Source organism: Bacteroides clarus (assembly GCF_015555825.1).
Lineage (GTDB): Bacteria > Bacteroidota > Bacteroidia > Bacteroidales > Bacteroidaceae > Bacteroides > Bacteroides clarus.
In genome coordinates this window covers 1-14,621 of record NZ_JADNLF010000020.1, presented here as the reverse complement: position 1 = coordinate 14,621, position 14,621 = coordinate 1, and the positions used below count along the sequence as shown (strand labels likewise).

At 37.5% G+C, this 14,621-nt stretch carries 29 protein-coding genes and 1 tRNA gene; 19 read left to right on the top strand and 11 right to left on the bottom strand.

What is annotated here, in order from left to right; translation table 11 throughout:
• Positions 1-193: 193 nt before the first annotated feature.
• From I2F54_RS15930 to I2F54_RS15920, 3 genes are all read right to left on the bottom strand, one after another.
• On the bottom strand, positions 194-757 hold the full coding sequence (locus I2F54_RS15930; RefSeq protein WP_087426387.1) for a hypothetical protein: 564 nt from the start codon (positions 755-757) through the stop codon (positions 194-196).
• A complete protein-coding gene (locus I2F54_RS15925) occupies positions 758-952 on the bottom strand; it encodes a hypothetical protein (RefSeq protein WP_087426388.1) in 195 nt (64 codons plus the stop codon).
• A 104-nt stretch (positions 953-1,056) separates the two neighbouring features.
• Positions 1,057-1,323 (bottom strand): helix-turn-helix domain-containing protein, encoded by a 267-nt coding sequence (locus I2F54_RS15920; RefSeq protein ID WP_195501856.1) that lies wholly within the window; start codon positions 1,321-1,323, stop codon positions 1,057-1,059.
• Between the two features lie 166 nt (positions 1,324-1,489).
• Between I2F54_RS15920 and I2F54_RS15915 the strand changes: the two genes are divergently transcribed.
• Both I2F54_RS15915 and I2F54_RS15910 read left to right on the top strand, forming a co-directional pair.
• Entirely contained in the window at positions 1,490-1,789 is a 300-nt protein-coding gene (locus I2F54_RS15915; RefSeq protein WP_195501854.1) for a hypothetical protein, read from the top strand.
• Positions 1,790-1,805: 16 nt separating this feature from the next.
• Complete coding sequence (locus I2F54_RS15910) at positions 1,806-1,985, top strand: hypothetical protein (protein ID WP_195501852.1); 180 nt, start codon at positions 1,806-1,808, stop codon at positions 1,983-1,985.
• A 279-nt stretch (positions 1,986-2,264) separates the two neighbouring features.
• Here I2F54_RS15910 and I2F54_RS15905 read toward each other — a convergent pair whose 3' ends face one another.
• Genes I2F54_RS15905 through I2F54_RS15870 form a run of 8 tightly spaced genes read right to left on the bottom strand, consistent with a single transcriptional unit; the run spans position 2,265 to position 5,317 of the window.
• On the bottom strand, positions 2,265-2,666 hold the full coding sequence (locus tag I2F54_RS15905; RefSeq protein WP_195501850.1) for a hypothetical protein: 402 nt from the start codon (positions 2,664-2,666) through the stop codon (positions 2,265-2,267).
• Between the two features lie 22 nt (positions 2,667-2,688).
• Positions 2,689-3,336 carry a hypothetical protein gene (locus tag I2F54_RS15900; RefSeq protein ID WP_195501848.1) on the bottom strand — a complete coding sequence of 216 codons (648 nt, stop codon included), beginning with the start codon at positions 3,334-3,336 and terminating at the stop codon, positions 2,689-2,691.
• Between the two features lie 7 nt (positions 3,337-3,343).
• Positions 3,344-3,532, bottom strand: a complete 189-nt coding sequence (locus I2F54_RS15895) for a hypothetical protein (RefSeq protein WP_195501846.1) — start codon at positions 3,530-3,532, stop codon at positions 3,344-3,346.
• Between the two features lie 47 nt (positions 3,533-3,579).
• On the bottom strand, positions 3,580-3,945 hold the full coding sequence (locus I2F54_RS15890; protein WP_195501844.1) for a hypothetical protein: 366 nt from the start codon (positions 3,943-3,945) through the stop codon (positions 3,580-3,582).
• Positions 3,917-4,297 (bottom strand): DUF6864 domain-containing function, encoded by a 381-nt coding sequence (locus tag I2F54_RS15885; RefSeq protein WP_195501842.1) that lies wholly within the window; start codon positions 4,295-4,297, stop codon positions 3,917-3,919. The genes I2F54_RS15890 and I2F54_RS15885 overlap by 29 nt, the downstream gene beginning before the upstream one ends.
• A gap of 2 nt (positions 4,298-4,299) precedes the next feature.
• On the bottom strand, positions 4,300-4,632 hold the full coding sequence (locus I2F54_RS15880) for a helix-turn-helix domain-containing protein (protein WP_195501840.1): 333 nt from the start codon (positions 4,630-4,632) through the stop codon (positions 4,300-4,302).
• A 12-nt stretch (positions 4,633-4,644) separates the two neighbouring features.
• A complete protein-coding gene (locus I2F54_RS15875) occupies positions 4,645-4,926 on the bottom strand; it encodes a hypothetical protein (RefSeq protein WP_195501839.1) in 282 nt (93 codons plus the stop codon).
• Positions 4,927-4,933: 7 nt separating this feature from the next.
• Complete coding sequence (locus I2F54_RS15870) at positions 4,934-5,317, bottom strand: helix-turn-helix domain-containing protein (protein WP_195501837.1); 384 nt, start codon at positions 5,315-5,317, stop codon at positions 4,934-4,936.
• Between the two features lie 154 nt (positions 5,318-5,471).
• Between I2F54_RS15870 and I2F54_RS15865 the strand changes: the two genes are divergently transcribed.
• From I2F54_RS15865 to I2F54_RS15785, 17 genes are all read left to right on the top strand, one after another.
• On the top strand, positions 5,472-5,705 hold the full coding sequence (locus I2F54_RS15865) for a hypothetical protein (protein ID WP_195501835.1): 234 nt from the start codon (positions 5,472-5,474) through the stop codon (positions 5,703-5,705).
• 218 nt (positions 5,706-5,923) lie between these two features.
• The gene (locus I2F54_RS15860; protein ID WP_229097219.1) at positions 5,924-6,160 is read left to right on the top strand and encodes a hypothetical protein; all 237 of its coding nucleotides are present in this window, start codon (positions 5,924-5,926) and stop codon (positions 6,158-6,160) included.
• Between the two features lie 3 nt (positions 6,161-6,163).
• Complete coding sequence (locus tag I2F54_RS15855; RefSeq protein WP_195501833.1) at positions 6,164-6,376, top strand: helix-turn-helix domain-containing protein; 213 nt, start codon at positions 6,164-6,166, stop codon at positions 6,374-6,376.
• A 523-nt stretch (positions 6,377-6,899) separates the two neighbouring features.
• Positions 6,900-7,283, top strand: a complete 384-nt coding sequence (locus I2F54_RS15850) for a hypothetical protein (RefSeq protein ID WP_195501831.1) — start codon at positions 6,900-6,902, stop codon at positions 7,281-7,283.
• 2 nt (positions 7,284-7,285) lie between these two features.
• A complete protein-coding gene (locus tag I2F54_RS15845) occupies positions 7,286-8,398 on the top strand; it encodes a tyrosine-type recombinase/integrase (RefSeq protein WP_195501829.1) in 1,113 nt (370 codons plus the stop codon).
• A complete protein-coding gene (locus tag I2F54_RS15840; RefSeq protein ID WP_195501827.1) occupies positions 8,355-9,347 on the top strand; it encodes a DNA methyltransferase family protein in 993 nt (330 codons plus the stop codon). Before I2F54_RS15845 ends, I2F54_RS15840 begins: the two co-directional genes overlap by 44 nt.
• Before the next feature lie 88 nt (positions 9,348-9,435).
• Positions 9,436-9,807 carry a hypothetical protein gene (locus I2F54_RS15835; RefSeq protein ID WP_195501825.1) on the top strand — a complete coding sequence of 124 codons (372 nt, stop codon included), beginning with the start codon at positions 9,436-9,438 and terminating at the stop codon, positions 9,805-9,807.
• Between the two features lie 115 nt (positions 9,808-9,922).
• The gene (locus I2F54_RS15830) at positions 9,923-10,108 is read left to right on the top strand and encodes a hypothetical protein (protein ID WP_195501823.1); all 186 of its coding nucleotides are present in this window, start codon (positions 9,923-9,925) and stop codon (positions 10,106-10,108) included.
• 471 nt (positions 10,109-10,579) lie between these two features.
• A tRNA-OTHER gene (locus I2F54_RS15825) sits at positions 10,580-10,685 on the top strand.
• A gap of 94 nt (positions 10,686-10,779) precedes the next feature.
• Positions 10,780-11,556, top strand: coding sequence for a head GIN domain-containing protein (locus tag I2F54_RS15820; RefSeq protein WP_195501821.1), 777 nt, complete (start codon positions 10,780-10,782; stop codon positions 11,554-11,556).
• A gap of 114 nt (positions 11,557-11,670) precedes the next feature.
• The gene (locus I2F54_RS15815; protein ID WP_195501820.1) at positions 11,671-11,907 is read left to right on the top strand and encodes a hypothetical protein; all 237 of its coding nucleotides are present in this window, start codon (positions 11,671-11,673) and stop codon (positions 11,905-11,907) included.
• Between the two features lie 12 nt (positions 11,908-11,919).
• Positions 11,920-12,588, top strand: a complete 669-nt coding sequence (locus I2F54_RS15810) for a hypothetical protein (protein WP_195501818.1) — start codon at positions 11,920-11,922, stop codon at positions 12,586-12,588.
• Positions 12,585-13,067 carry a hypothetical protein gene (locus tag I2F54_RS15805; RefSeq protein WP_195501816.1) on the top strand — a complete coding sequence of 161 codons (483 nt, stop codon included), beginning with the start codon at positions 12,585-12,587 and terminating at the stop codon, positions 13,065-13,067. Before I2F54_RS15810 ends, I2F54_RS15805 begins: the two co-directional genes overlap by 4 nt.
• Before the next feature lie 2 nt (positions 13,068-13,069).
• The gene (locus I2F54_RS15800) at positions 13,070-13,756 is read left to right on the top strand and encodes a hypothetical protein (RefSeq protein WP_195501813.1); all 687 of its coding nucleotides are present in this window, start codon (positions 13,070-13,072) and stop codon (positions 13,754-13,756) included.
• A gap of 12 nt (positions 13,757-13,768) precedes the next feature.
• A complete protein-coding gene (locus I2F54_RS15795; protein WP_229097218.1) occupies positions 13,769-14,068 on the top strand; it encodes a hypothetical protein in 300 nt (99 codons plus the stop codon).
• A 6-nt stretch (positions 14,069-14,074) separates the two neighbouring features.
• A complete protein-coding gene (locus I2F54_RS15790; RefSeq protein ID WP_229097217.1) occupies positions 14,075-14,512 on the top strand; it encodes a hypothetical protein in 438 nt (145 codons plus the stop codon).
• Positions 14,513-14,523: 11 nt separating this feature from the next.
• Positions 14,524-14,621, top strand: a 98-nt coding sequence (locus I2F54_RS15785) for a DUF4494 family protein (RefSeq protein ID WP_195501811.1), incomplete at its 3' end; no start/stop codon positions are given.

The following is a 14,621-nucleotide window of genomic DNA, read 5'->3' as shown; positions in this document are numbered from 1 at the left end:
AATTTACACATAACTATCTGACTTTCAAAAGAGCGGAAAACGGGACTCGAACCCGCGACCCTCAGCTTGGGAAGCTGTATTTTATTACACACACAACACTGTATATCAAATATTTATACTACATACAAAAATCATTTGCATACAATTTACATAATAAAATTTGCATTCAGCCCTATTCAACAACGCCCTAACTCTACTCTTCAAATCCTCTGCTAAAAAACATTTCCTTAATATATTCCGCCTTCTCTTGAACATCTTGGCAGCTATTTCTATTCACAAGAATATAAGAGCTTACGTTTTCATATTCGATGTGTTCGAACTTTTTCCTTCCGAATAAGTTTAAAGCTATTTTTTTATATATTCTGAATCTTTGGTTGTTTGACCTGCTTTCCACTTTATCACTTTCCATATCCATACTTTCTGCTCCATTTACAGCAAAAGAAGCATTAGGATATTTTTCGATAATCATAGGAATTACTGAAGCACAGGTAATAAATATCCCCATTGCTCCCTTATAACCATGAGCCTTGATAATTCTATTATATTTATTATCTAATCTCCTATCTCTCGCAGCATAGAATTTTATTGCAAAAACATCTTCATAAGCTTCTGCTCGGATTATATATTTTAATCTCTGATATTCCTTTGTCCTATCAGTATAAAATTTATATATCAATGAAAAATCAAAAGCGTCCCCTTCTTTAGGAGACGCTTTCTGTATATATTTTAATTCAAATGGTTGGATTCTATCGAACATTTACATAATCATTTTTGCAGTGGTCGAAATAAAACAACATGTTTCATTAACGATTTTTCCTCTACCAGCGATTTCACGTAAAGGAACATGCTTAACTTCACTTCTTAAAGTCCACCCTAATCTATCGCCTTTAGTTTTTACTTGGCGATTTTTTGTAATAACTTTAACTTTCTTGTTTTCTATAACACTTCCCATACTCTTTGATACTATGATACTATATGCAAAGTAAAGCAGAAATAAGGATGTAACCAAAATGTGAGGCAGATTTCTTTGTAATTTAGACTGATTATAAATAATATTTATATCTTCTCTATCATTGTTTTAATAGATATTGGCATCCCACAATGCGGGCATAAGTCGTTCTTTGCCTGCTTGGCTATTTCTTCCGGTGAGGCAAAGAGTTGCCACATAGGAACGTTTAAGGCGGTGGCTATCTTTTCGAGAGTAGCAGTTGTTAATGATTCGGCAGAAACCATTTGCTTAACAGCGGACAAACTCACATTCATTTTATCGGCTAACATCTGTTGCGTACAGCCATTTTCTTTTAGAACTTCTTTTATTCTCATATTTCATTGATTGTTTATTGCAAAGTTAGCCTTATTAGAAAAAAGCACAGTATTTACTATCTTAATTAATATTAATAAGGCAGTATATTCTATCTGTTTATTTTGTTTAGAATAGTAAATACTATACCTTTGCATCGTCAAAGTTAAACAATAAAGAACAACGATTATGAAACGTTACAACTTAAGCAAGATAATGAAAGCCGCCCATCAGATAAAGAAGTACATGAAACTGTATTCCCTCACTCACGGTGTAAAGACTTGGGCGGACTGCCTTAAGCTTGCTTGGGCTAACGAAAAGAAGCGTGTATCTGATGAGGAAGTGATAAACGCAGAGAAAGAAGCTATGAAGGTTTCTTTAGCCGAACCTGCAAAGCGCAGCTTTTATGATGATTTGTCAATCCCAGCATCCGCTTACTATACCAATAACAGCAAAGGGCGTTTCGGTTCTCATTACGTAGGTGACTAACTTAACTATTAATATCATGGAAGAAAACAAACAACTTGTAGGCGATATTTGCGCCTCTATCGAGGAACTTGGCAATGTGATAGCGAATAACGTGGCCGCATCACACAAAGATTATGAAATGATGATTGCTTCTTTGGATAGGGCAATAGCTGAAATGAAGAAAAGATTAGGAAATAATTGCCGCATAAACAGATAGTGTAAGATGCACGTTGAGGTTTCGACCAACGTTCACGTTATGATGCCCTGCCAGCAATACGGCTGGCAGGTTGGATAAATTATTTGTTTATTGTATATTTACACAAAAAATAAGTCAATGGAAAATATAACAACCAAAATTGAAATCACATTATCAGTTGACAATACCAATAATATGTATTCAAGAGAAATCATCTTAAATGGTAAAAAAGTTTTTTTCGACAAATTCGACAAAAAACTTTTAAACGAAAAAGACTTCATTCACGTTTTTACAGATAAGCTAATCAACGGGATTGAAAATGAGTGAAAATATCCATTTAAAAAACATTTGTGGGAGTCCCGTAAGTGACAATATCGATAAAACCAATGCAATTTTGGCTATACGAGCCGATTTTATAGTAGCCTCTTTACTTTTATTAGATAACATTCGGTCGTGCTCCTCGTTTTCTATCTTCTCAATCAACATTTCGAAGTACTGGGAATTAATAAGCCTTTTCGCTTCTGATGTAACTTGCAAATCCCCATACCCGATATTTTTTCCAACACCGATTTCTTTTAGTTTTTCGTAAACAGCACTTCCATTAATACCAAACATAGAAATACTTTGTTTTTCGGAAATACTTTTATGTTCTATTAAATGCTCAGTTGCTGTTTTACACATCATTATGAAATTTTTATCCATATTTCAATAGTTTCTATTAAATCTATAAATCAGACATGGTCTGTTTGGACTTCTTTGCTTTTTGTTTTGCTTCAAATATTTTTTTTGCTCTTTCAACAGGAGCGTTTGTATAAGACATTCTACCAAGAGGAGAAAATTCAACTATTAAATTATCTTTGATAAAACAAAACATCCATCCTATTCCGCTGAGATTATATTGGTATGATGAGTATTTATCTTTGGTTGTATTTACTTTATGGGTAAATGCCGACCTTGCCGGTTGTATTAAATATTTCCCATCCATTGGAACAAACACAGAGGTGCCTCCCGCCGTCATTTCATAAAAATTCAAACTTACCTCATACAATTTATCTTGAAAATAAGACAAGCTAATTCTTGCTCTTGCACTTTTTTCACCAAAAGTTAAAGTGTATGTCAAGCTGCCAAAATTATCTTCCAATTTACCATCCTTGAGTAGTTTGCGCAAATGAGACATAGCTTGTTTTTCAGACATACCAAAAGTTAACCCCATAAATACAGTATCTACTGTTTGAGGGGAAAGTGCAGCCTTTTTACAGGCATTGTCATATTTTTCTTCCATAGTTTCCATTTTTGTAGCCTCTTTGGGCTTGCCATTGTTTTGACATGAAAGAATTATTATTGACAAAATGATAAAAAATACGTTTTTCATAATATGTCTATTTAACTGTATGACTTTTATTATTTCCTAATTCGGAGATAAATTTCTGAACCGCATCTATTAACGACAAGTTAAGCGTAATTACAGATGGGGCAATATCCATATCTACATGGGCATGAAAAAACTCTTTTGCAGCTTGAAGCATTTCCACTGCATCTTCTTTACTCTTACATTCTATTGTTTTCATTGTTGTGTATTAATTCAATTTCAAAAATTCAACCTTACGACATAATCTTACCGCTTAATTTTGTTAGCAAATATATAGCCAAGCAATAATGTTATAATAGGAGTTATTATTCCACACCCTTTTAATAAATTATCTACAAAAGACTCTTCTTTGTTTATATATATCATGACAACACTATAAATAGATAATATTATCACAATCACAGAAAGTAAAATAAAAGACCACCTCAAGCATAGATATGCAATAGCATCTTTTGCATTATCTCCTGTTCCTATTTTTTGGCTTATTTCTCCAATGTAATCAAAGTTCCCTTTAGAATTAGGTTTTGTATCAAATTCTTCTTTTGTTTTAGGATTAGCACTAAACCTACCTTTTACATCAATTCTATTTTGTTGATTGGTTTTCTTTTCCATAATATAAAGCATAATGAAGCAAATGAGAATTGGAATTGTATGATGTTACTAAAAAACTTATCCATAACTCCCTTGAGTTCAATTCTCCTATTTTTATTGGTGCCTGAGTTCCTTCCCCTAACAAATTAAAAAAATTATAGCAAATGATATTCATTTGATGGCCAGTGCCATTAAAATTAATTGCTGCCGTCTCTTTATTTGAGTCTTGTTTAAATTCAATATTAATTGTTAGTAACCTGTTAATTAAAATTACAACCGGATGATTTTCATCATATGAAAACACAGAGCCATTATAAATGACATCCAAATCTCCCACTTTTTCATCTATCTGTATTCCATTTAAACCTATCATAATTATTGTTTTATTTTAATTTTCAAATACCCTTCATTATCTATCTCTATTTCAGCGTCATACTTTTTTGATGCAGAATTAACCTTTTCAGCTTCATTGCTTTTCAGTATATCTCCTTCTCCAAGTATCAGCCATTCCGTATTAACGTCTGCAAAACATCCAATAATGGATAACAAGGTAGATGCACTTAGTGCACTCTCCCCACCAATTTGGCGACTAAACGTGTTCTGCTTAATACCACAAGCATCAGACACTTGCAGCATCGACACTCCTTTAATTTTAAGAAACTCTCTAATTCTTTGTAATACATCGCTTATGGTTTTAATATCGTTCATCGTAAATTAATACTACAAGCTGTTAGTAAATTTCTTTTCGTATTCTTTTATATCTACCCTTAATTGAAGATAATCTTCCCATTCTTTCTTTACTGCTTCGAAAGATGGACGTCTATTGGAATAAAAATCATACCTTTTATATAACCAATTAACAAATGGACGCCATATATATTCATAAGTTCCACATATGGTTTGATAGCCATTTGTGTTTTCTTCCACATTGCCTGCGTTCAAGTGAAAATTACCTTCATTCTCGTTATACTCAAACACGTACATCTTTATCTTATTATTCATAATATAATTATTTATTTAAAATTTGAATAACCTTATCTTTCAATCCCATTTTGATAAACTCGTCATCATCTACATCAAGTTCAACGACAACTTTAGTGGACTTTTTCTGATTGTTCAATAAAGTTTGCAGTCTTTCCACTTCCCTCTTATAAAATTCAAGTTCACTGCTTCCATTTATAGATGTAGATAATATATCTTCTCTTGCATCACCAAATAAAGCCCCTATGCTTATTCCTAATACTTTAGCCAAAGATTCAATTGTGCTAATCTTAGCGTCTGCACCTGCCAATACATTATCTAATGTAGTTCTTGACACTCCACACTTCTCTGCAATCTGAACCTTGTTCAGTTTACTTGAATTTACTAATTCATTTAACTTATTGATATTCATGGTTTTATTTATAAATGTTCAATAAACTTGCATTTATTAACAATAAAAACGTTCAGAAAACTTTGCAAATTATCCAGTTTAAACTACATTTGCACTATAAAGTTACAAACAATACTTGATAACTCATAAAGAAGCAAAGTAAAATAACGTATATATGAATAGAAAAGAACCGAATATGTTAAATCTGATGGAGAATTTGAAAGCATTACGCCCTCTCCTACCCAAGGGATATACCAAAATCATTGCTAAAGATTGTGGTACAACAGAAGTTACAGTAAGTAATGCGTTGCAAGGGAAAACAAGACGTTTCGACATTATAGAGCGTGCGATAGAACTTGCGGAAGATAACAAAAAAATAGCGTTAAGGCTAAAAGAGGTAGTAAAGTGAGTTCAATTAAACTAAGATGAAATCAAAGTCAATATTCAAGCTGATAGTATTTGTTTTTGCAATTCATTTAGCAATGATTTCAGTTATATTTCCATGTATAGAAAACGGATGTCCCGACTATTGCACTCTTATATTTGGAGCGCTTATATATACATTTTTCTTAACATGCTTATACAATGACAAGTACGGGAAAAATAGGAAACAAAAAGAATACAAGTATGATGAATGCGAATAAAATATCAAAACAGATTACCGTATTTGCAATAGGGTTTATCGGGTTCTTCTTCCTTCTCGGAATTGCAGGTAAATCAGATTATAATCAGGAAGTCATATACAACATGACAGAAATGGCCTACAATGCTATCGTTGATTCTCTCGGTGAAGGTTGTAGCGATACTCAAATCGTAAAGACTTATTTAAGTAACAAAGAATATTACGACAGTCTAAGTTGGTAAGTTATGGGAAGGCATAAAAAGATAGGAAAGGTGGAACCCGTACAAAAAATATGGCTTTCCGCTAAGGAAACAATGGCATATTTGGGATGCAGTGATAAACTCTTGGAAAAACTAAGGAACAATGCCGAAATATCATTTTCTAAATATAACAACCGTACCATTTGGTATGATTTGAAAAGTATTGAAAGATTTATAGAAAGAAATCGTGTTGTGTAAAACAACTCTTCTCCCCTCTTATCTCAGCCAGGCAGAGTGTCGCCTCGGTTATTGTTCGTGAAAGTTTAGTTATTTCCGGTCTGTGTATTCCGGTGGTGAAGGTCGCACGTTCGAATCGTGCAGAGGGAGCATTATATAGTATTTGAGCTTTGCTCATAAATCGTTCATTGGTTTATTGATGTAGATATTAAGAATATAAGTCTTCATTGAAACTGTATTCTTATTCTAATATTAATCAGGAAATTACGGATAGCGGAAACGCGGTGACTTCGTATAGGCTTGGTTATCGTGATTGTCTCTTCGCACCGAAATGTCCTACGGTAGAGAGTATGCGGTTTGGGCACCCGTATCGCAAGAGACAAAGGTCATAAAGACAACATAAGCGTCCGATACAGTCTTAAATCGGTATAAAGTATGCGGTGGTAATGAAAGGCGGCCGTACACGCTTATTATATATAGCCAACGGTATGCGAGATGCAGGAAATCGGATTTCCCCGTTGGCGCAAATGAAAAACTATTAAATATGAGTGAATTGCATATTTCTCCGGAACGTCATAACAGGAACCTTGTTACCGGAAAATTCTTAAAAGGTTGTATTCCTCACAACAAGGGGAAATCAATGGTTTACCATTCCAAACGGTCGCAAAAGAGAAGTCTTGCCGGCCTTGCCAAAGGCCGTGGGGCATGGCATAAGACCGGAGCCGGAATGAATAAAAAGAGCGTGGTTTTGATAAAAGACGGACGTCTGTGTGGCGTATTCCCTTCCATTCAAGTAGCAGGCAGTGCGTTAGGCGTTAGCCCATCTTTGGTAGGCAGGGTATGTAGAAAGCTGCGTAATAACCACACGGCGAAAGGGTTTCAATGTTTTTTTGAAAGCGATAACAGTTGGTGTGATTTAATCAAATGAGTATGGATAGTAATAGACAAAATATCTTAACCAATTATATTTCCTACCTGTACACAACGGGTAGAACTTATGATACCATCGGCAAATACATCAAATATGTAACGGATTTTCTTGAAAGCGCCGAGGAAATCAATCGCCGTGGTTATCTGGCTTATAAGCGTGAAAATGCCAATATTGGGGCACGTTATCCATTGATGAGTGAATCCATTTGTGATTTATTATTCCACCTTAAAATTGGGTATAACCGTCGGGAAAAGAAAATAAAGACATTGGAAAGGCTTGATACCATTTCAGAAAAGAACAGGAAACTGTTGAATGATTTTATAGTATGGCTTACCGATAGCAATGATTACTCTTCGCATACTGTAGATATTTACCACACCTCTTTAAAACAATACTTTGAATATGCCAATGATATAAGTATGGAAAACTGCAAGAGGTTTATACGGACTTTGGAAGAGAAATCACTGTCCCCGCAAACCATCCGTTTGCGTATCACCGCTTTAGAAAAGTTTTCCAAATGGCTAAAAAAGCCGATAGAGCTTAAACGGCCTAAGATGAAGCGTAAGCTTGATGTGAACAATGTCCCGACAGAAGAGGAATACAACCGACTACTGGATTTCCTGAAAACGAAATCCAACAAGGATTATTACTTTTTTATCAAGGTATTGGGCACAACAGGCGCCCGACTGTCGGAGTTCCTCCAGTTCACGTGGGAAGACATGGCAGCGGGTGAGGTTACGCTTCGCGGCAAAGGTAATAAATACCGTCGCTTCTTTTTTCAAAAACAGTTGAGACAGGAAGCAGTGGCATACATGAAAGAGAACGGTAAAACGGGGCTTCTCGCTGTTGGGAAATTCGGTGCATTAACTCAACGAGGTTTTTCACAGCATTTGAAAGCATGGGGCAAACATTGCGGTATCGATTCAAGGAAGATGCATGCGCACGCCTTCCGGCATTTTTTCGCTAAAATGTACCTGAAGAAAAGCAAGAACAAGGATGTCGTTCAACTGGCCGACCTTCTCGGTCATGGTAGTGTAGACACAACAAGAATTTACTTACAAAAAAGCTATGATGAACAAAAAAGAGATTTTAATCAAAGCGTTACGTGGTAGTGTAGCGCAGCTCAATGAGCTGTCGACCATGACTGAAGGGATAGATGTTTATAATGCCACCGGGCATGTTGACACGGAGTTTCTCATAGAAGCGCTATCCTGCGTCAATACCTTCATGGATGCGAGCAATACGGTTGTTCAAAAAATATCTTCACTTTTAGCGCCGGACGCTCCAACGGACGAAAAGAAAAAACAGGCTGATGAAGGTAAGAAATGGAATGTGGAAGATATACTAAAACATTGTACTCTTGAGGACAGTGTTCTTAAACTTCCGAAAGTACAATTTAATAAAAAATCCTATGCTGAAGCCAAGAAGTGGATTGAGGAAGCCGGCGGTTCCTGGCAAAGTGGAAAGGTACAGGGGTTCACATTCCCGTTCAATCCGGAGAGGGTGTTTTCTATACTGAAAGAGGGCAAGCGATGCAATCTTCAGCAGGAATACCAGTTCTTTGAAACGCCGGCTGAGGTGGCGGACTGGCTGGTCATGCTTGCCGGCGGAATACATGAAAATGATACGGTACTGGAGCCGAGTGCCGGCCGTGGTGCTCTCATTAAAGCCATTCATAGGGCTTGTCCTTCCGTAACAGTAGAATGCTATGAGTTGATGCCGGAGAATAGAGAATTTCTTCATTCACTTGATAATGTGATAATACTTGATGAGGATTTCACGAAAGATAGCGTAGGAAGCTATACCAAGATTATCGCCAACCCGCCTTTCTCAGGCAATCAAGATATAGAGCATGTGAGGATTATGTATGAGCGTTTGGCGGTAGGCGGAACGCTCGCAGCCATTACCAGCTCTCATTGGAAAATTGCTTCGGAAAAGAAATGTGTTGATTTTCGCAACTGGTTGGAAGAGGTACATGGAGAAGTATTTGAAATCGGCGCCGGAGAATTCAAGGAAAGTGGGACATCTATAAGTACAATGGCGGTAGTGATAAGGAAATAGCGATACTCCCTTCCCGTCAAATTCGGGCACGCTGAAAAGCCAAACACGTATTGTTGCGTTGAAGGGAGCACTTAATATTGAAATTAATATGAGAGACAGAGAAGTTACTTTTGACGGAAAGAACCTTTCCTTTTACATTGACAATGTTCAGATTGTCAATGGAGAAATGCCGGATTCATATGAAATAAACGGTAAATATACAATTGACAGTGAATCTTTAACCAGATTAGTATCCGCCTTGAAAAAAGATGTATATGGCGTGGTGAAACAGAAAATATTTAGTAGTTCCTATCTGGGCTGTAAGTCATCATATTACTATTGGATATATTCCCAAAATGACCTTCCGGAAGGAGTGGAAGATATGATTAATGCTCTTAACAGAAGGGTGAAAGAACTGGAAGGAGATATAGAGTATCATAACAGCTTGCCGTGGTATAAACGGTTCAAAAAAATAGAATAAATAATTCCCGTGGCTCTCAATAGATGTTTGAGAGTAGTAAAGCTACCATCGGAACGCTCACGGGAGCAATTATTCCATTATAAACCTAATGCTGTACAGGCAAGCGTACCTATTTATGAAAAAGAAGAAAAAATCAATCCGCCTTTCAAAGAAGAGAAGCGGATTAAAATCAAAAGGATGGATAATTTCAGAAGATGGTACAAGTTATTTTAAACTACCATCAAATCTGCATAATGAATCATCATTGCGCCCCGTCCAAAATTCCATCATAGGAGGTTTTGTTGGCCGACTAAGTGAATAAGGTCAAATTGCATGATATACCCGCAATCACTACATGTCATTGACAAAACGGGCTTATATGCAACCTTGTCTATCACAAGGCTTGTTCCTCTGCGTTCGTACATCATGTTTTGTACTTCATCGGTGTCGTAATTTAGGTTACCACATTTACATACCGGGCATTTCAACTCTTTTGGAGCGAGTTTTGATAAGGCGAGAGTTAGGTTTTCTTTTGAGATTTTCATAATTAATAAATTTTAAAATTCGACAATAGCAAAAGTAACAATAAAAAACAAAGGGCGCATCTTGTTCCATGATAATTTTAAAATTCGGCACTTTAAATTTTATTTGGTGTGCCCTTTATCTCCTTTTCCTGATAATAACGTGATGTTGCCAATCGAATTGGCTCAGGGGAGCAAAAGCCCGTGAGGGTGAATAATCCATGATACACTTTAATATAAACAGTCCCGTCCACATGCTGGTCGGGAAACACTGCGACATGGTGGAATGGTAGACACAATACACTCTATGATAGGAAGGTCAAACCTTAGATGTGTGGAGCTTGACAACTCGTCCCGGTTCGAATCCGGGTGTCGCAACATATTCATCACAGATGAAGTATTTGTTTAGTCGTAGCCGGGCGGTCTGTGAAGATAGTCCGGTTTTTATTTGAAACCCATTAATAACAATTATATGAAAACATTTGAAGAATTAAAAGAAGAACTATTAATCCGCGCCAAAAATGCTGGCGCATGTCAAGCTGGCTATGCAATGGGATTAAGAAGTAATACAAAATCCGACCTGTTAAAAGCCATTGCTGAAAATTGGTTTTGGGTTTTGAGAAGTGCAAAGATTGTCGATGCCAAATACCTGGAAGACAACTTCACGGAAGAGGAGTTATCGGAAGCCGGTATTTATACCAGGAATACCCATGTAGTTAGTACAGCCTCATTTGCCTGCGGCAGTGCAACGGTGGAAGCCTACGACAGTGCAACGGTGAAAGCCTACGACAGTGCAACGGTGGAAGCCTACGACAGTGCAACGGTGGAAGCCTACGACAGTGCAACGGTGAAAGCCTACGGCAGTGCAACGGTGAAAGCCTACGACAGTGCAACGGTGGAAGCCTACGGCAGTGCAACGGTGAAAGCCTGCGGCAGTGCAACGGTGAAAGCCTACGGCAGTGCAACGGTGAAAGCCTGCGGCAGTGCAACGGTGGAAGCCTACGACAGTGCAACGGTGAAAGCCTACGGCAGTGCAACGGTGAAAGCCTACGGCAGTGCAACGGTGGAAGCCTACGACAGTGCAACGGTGAAAGCCTACGGCAGTGCAACGGTGAAAGCCTGCGGCAATTCCTACGTAGAGGACTGTACAGGTAATGTTCGCCCTCAATCCGATTATGCAATAGTCAAAGATTACTACAACCATAAGATATATATCAAAAAAGGAAAATTTGAGATAATAGAGGTTTGATTTATTCCAGCCGCAGAAAAGGTCAGTGCTACTACCGCACTAAAAGCCGTGAGAGAAGCGAAGTGCGCACCGTTTCCCTTTAACCTTGTGCGGGCGGTTTAAAAACATAAGACGATGAAAGACGAACTGGAAGAACTGTACAAAGAACTGAACGAGGTAAAGGCCTGCGATTTGGACTATCTTTCCAAGTATGGGTATTCTTCAAAAGAAGAAATCATTCAGCTTATAGAAGAAGACATCGAGGAGTTGCGCACGGAGCTCGAATGCAGTCAATATGACTACACGCCTGATGAACTCGAAGATGAAAGGATGATGCTTTGTGTTAGTCAGGGATTATCAAGATATTGCTAAATTATCAACATTATGGAGAATAACTTAGATTTATACAACCGTGTCAGAAAAGTTCCCAAAGAAGCGATAAAAAGTATTGCTGCGGGAAGATTAAAAGGTATGTCTGATATAAACCCTATGTGGCGCATAAGAATGCTTACCGAAGAATTTGGAGTGTGCGGTTTCGGATGGAAATATGAAATTATCCGGATGTGGAACGAAAATGGTGGCAACGGGGTAATATCCAGTTTTGTTCACATTAACCTCTTTGTAAAAATGAACGGGGAATGGAGCGAGGCTATACAGGGCGTCGGCGGTTCTTCGTTTGTGACAAATGAAAAAAACGGCCTCTATACATCGGATGAATGCTTTAAAATGGCCTTAACGGACGCCATATCAGTGGCTTGCAAAGCATTAGGAATGGGGGCTGATGTTTATTGGGATAAAGATTCGACAAAATACAGCCAGACAAGCACGCAAGCGGCACCTGTTACAGACAATCGAAAGTTGCTTAACAAAGAACTGCTTAACGACGAAAAGCTGATGGAGTGGATATATAAATATTTGACTAAAGCCAAAAATGAAGGCAAACGACTTTCACTCGTAAACCTTATAAATGAAAGTTATAAGGTTTCCCAAGAAGATATAAATATCATATCTGCCAATTACGAACAATACAGAATTAATAATAATCTGCCATGAGTAAAGAATTATCAATTAGCAAAATTCCGGCTACAAAATCAGAGCAGGAACAATTAGCTTCCCTTTTTATCCAAAAAGTACTTGACGGAGAAATAAGCGCCATAGAAGCTGTTATTCAAATGAAAAGTATCAGTGAATCCATATCTCTGTTTTTGAAAGACAATGATATAAGAGAAGCGGTAATCAAGGAAACGGAAAAATACGGAAAAGGCGAAACCCCGTCATACAAAGGAGCTGTTGTTCAAGTAAAAGAGACATCTGTGAAATATGATTTTGCAGGATGCAATGACATTGTTTGGGATAAACTGAACAAGGAAAAGGAAGAAGTGGACGAAAAAATAAAGCAACGTGAAAGTTTCCTTAAGCTTGTAAATACCAATAAAACGGAAATAGATGAAGAAACCGGTGAGATATATACAATATTCCCGCCTGCGCGTTCATCTACCACATCTTATGCTATTACATTCAAAAAGCAATAGTTATGTATCGAATAAGTGTCACTTCCTTAGAAGCCTTTCGGCGTTTCAGGGACAAACATTCCATATGGGATACAGAAGAACGTCTTCTTAATGTTCTTGCGGGAATAAAAGAGCCTAACGCTTATGCGGCGATAGGCTCTTGCTTTCATAAGATAGTAGAAACGGGGAAAGCAACATATGTAGGAAGAGGAATATTCGAGCAGGAACAAGACGGGGTTATTGTCAGGTTGAACAGTAAAGCTGTGGAAAATGCCATTTTTTACCGGAATAAATTTCCTGATGCCCAGCATGAGGTGCACGGCGGTAAAGACTACCATTCTTCACACTTTGATATACACGTACATGGTTATGCGGATTTAAAGTATGCCAAAGTAATCCGGGATATTAAGACCAAGTACTCCACACCACATACGGAAGATTATACAAAATCATGCCAGTGGACTTTTTATCTTGATATTTTTGATTGCTCCGTTTTCTACTTTGATTTATTCCAATTTGAGGGGTATAAACGTAACATGCTCACCGATGTGACGTCTACGGCTTTTATCCCTTACGAACCTATTGAATGTGTACGGACAGATTTGTCTGAAGAATACAATCAAAATATAGTGGAAGATTTCTGCAAGTATATACATACAAATAATCTATACCGCTTGTTGAAAACGAAAGAAGAACTTTATCAACTTTAAAATATTGATTTTATGATTTTAACAGGAAGCATTTGTCTTAGTGACATTCCCCGTGAGCAAATGAAGAAAGTAGTCTGCAAAGACGGGAAAGAGAGAATTTATTTAAATGTGGCGGTTATCGAACGCAAGGAGCCTTCACAGTTTGGGCACACCCATTTTATTACGTGCGCTCCCAAACAGGAAGAGCGCAAAGAGGGCACACAATATATTTTTGGAGATTTCAAGGAATATAAGCCTGCTCAGAACAGCCCAACGCCGGAACAAGTTGCGGAAGCTCCGGGATTATCCCCGCAAGATGATTTGCCATTCTAAAATATTATGCAATACGACCTATCCAACCCACTCCACAAAGAGCAGTTCAAAATACGATGCAACCATCTATTCTCAAAGGGCTGTATTGTGGAACTGACGGAAAAGAAGCCTAAAAGGACAACGCAGCAGAACAAATACCTGCACACTCTTTTAGGCTTCTTCGCTTGTGAGACCGGGAACACACTGGAATACGTAAAACAGAACTATTATAAAAAGCTGGTTAATCCTGCAATATTCACCCGTAGGATTAATGATAAGTTTTTGGGAGAAATGGAAGTTTTACGTAGTTCCACTGATTTAGATACGGCGGAAATGACGACGAGCATTGAGCGTTTTCGCAATTGGGCGAGTGCCGAATGCGGTGTATATCTGCCAAGCCCTGATGAAGAGAGGTTATTGCAATTAATGGAGATTGAAATAGACAGAAACAAAACTTTTATTTAAAATAGAAAATTATGCATACATGGTTTGAGTGTAAAATCCGTTACGAGAAAACAATGGAAAACGGAATGAACAAGAAAGTTACCGAACCTTATCTGGTAGACGCACTCAG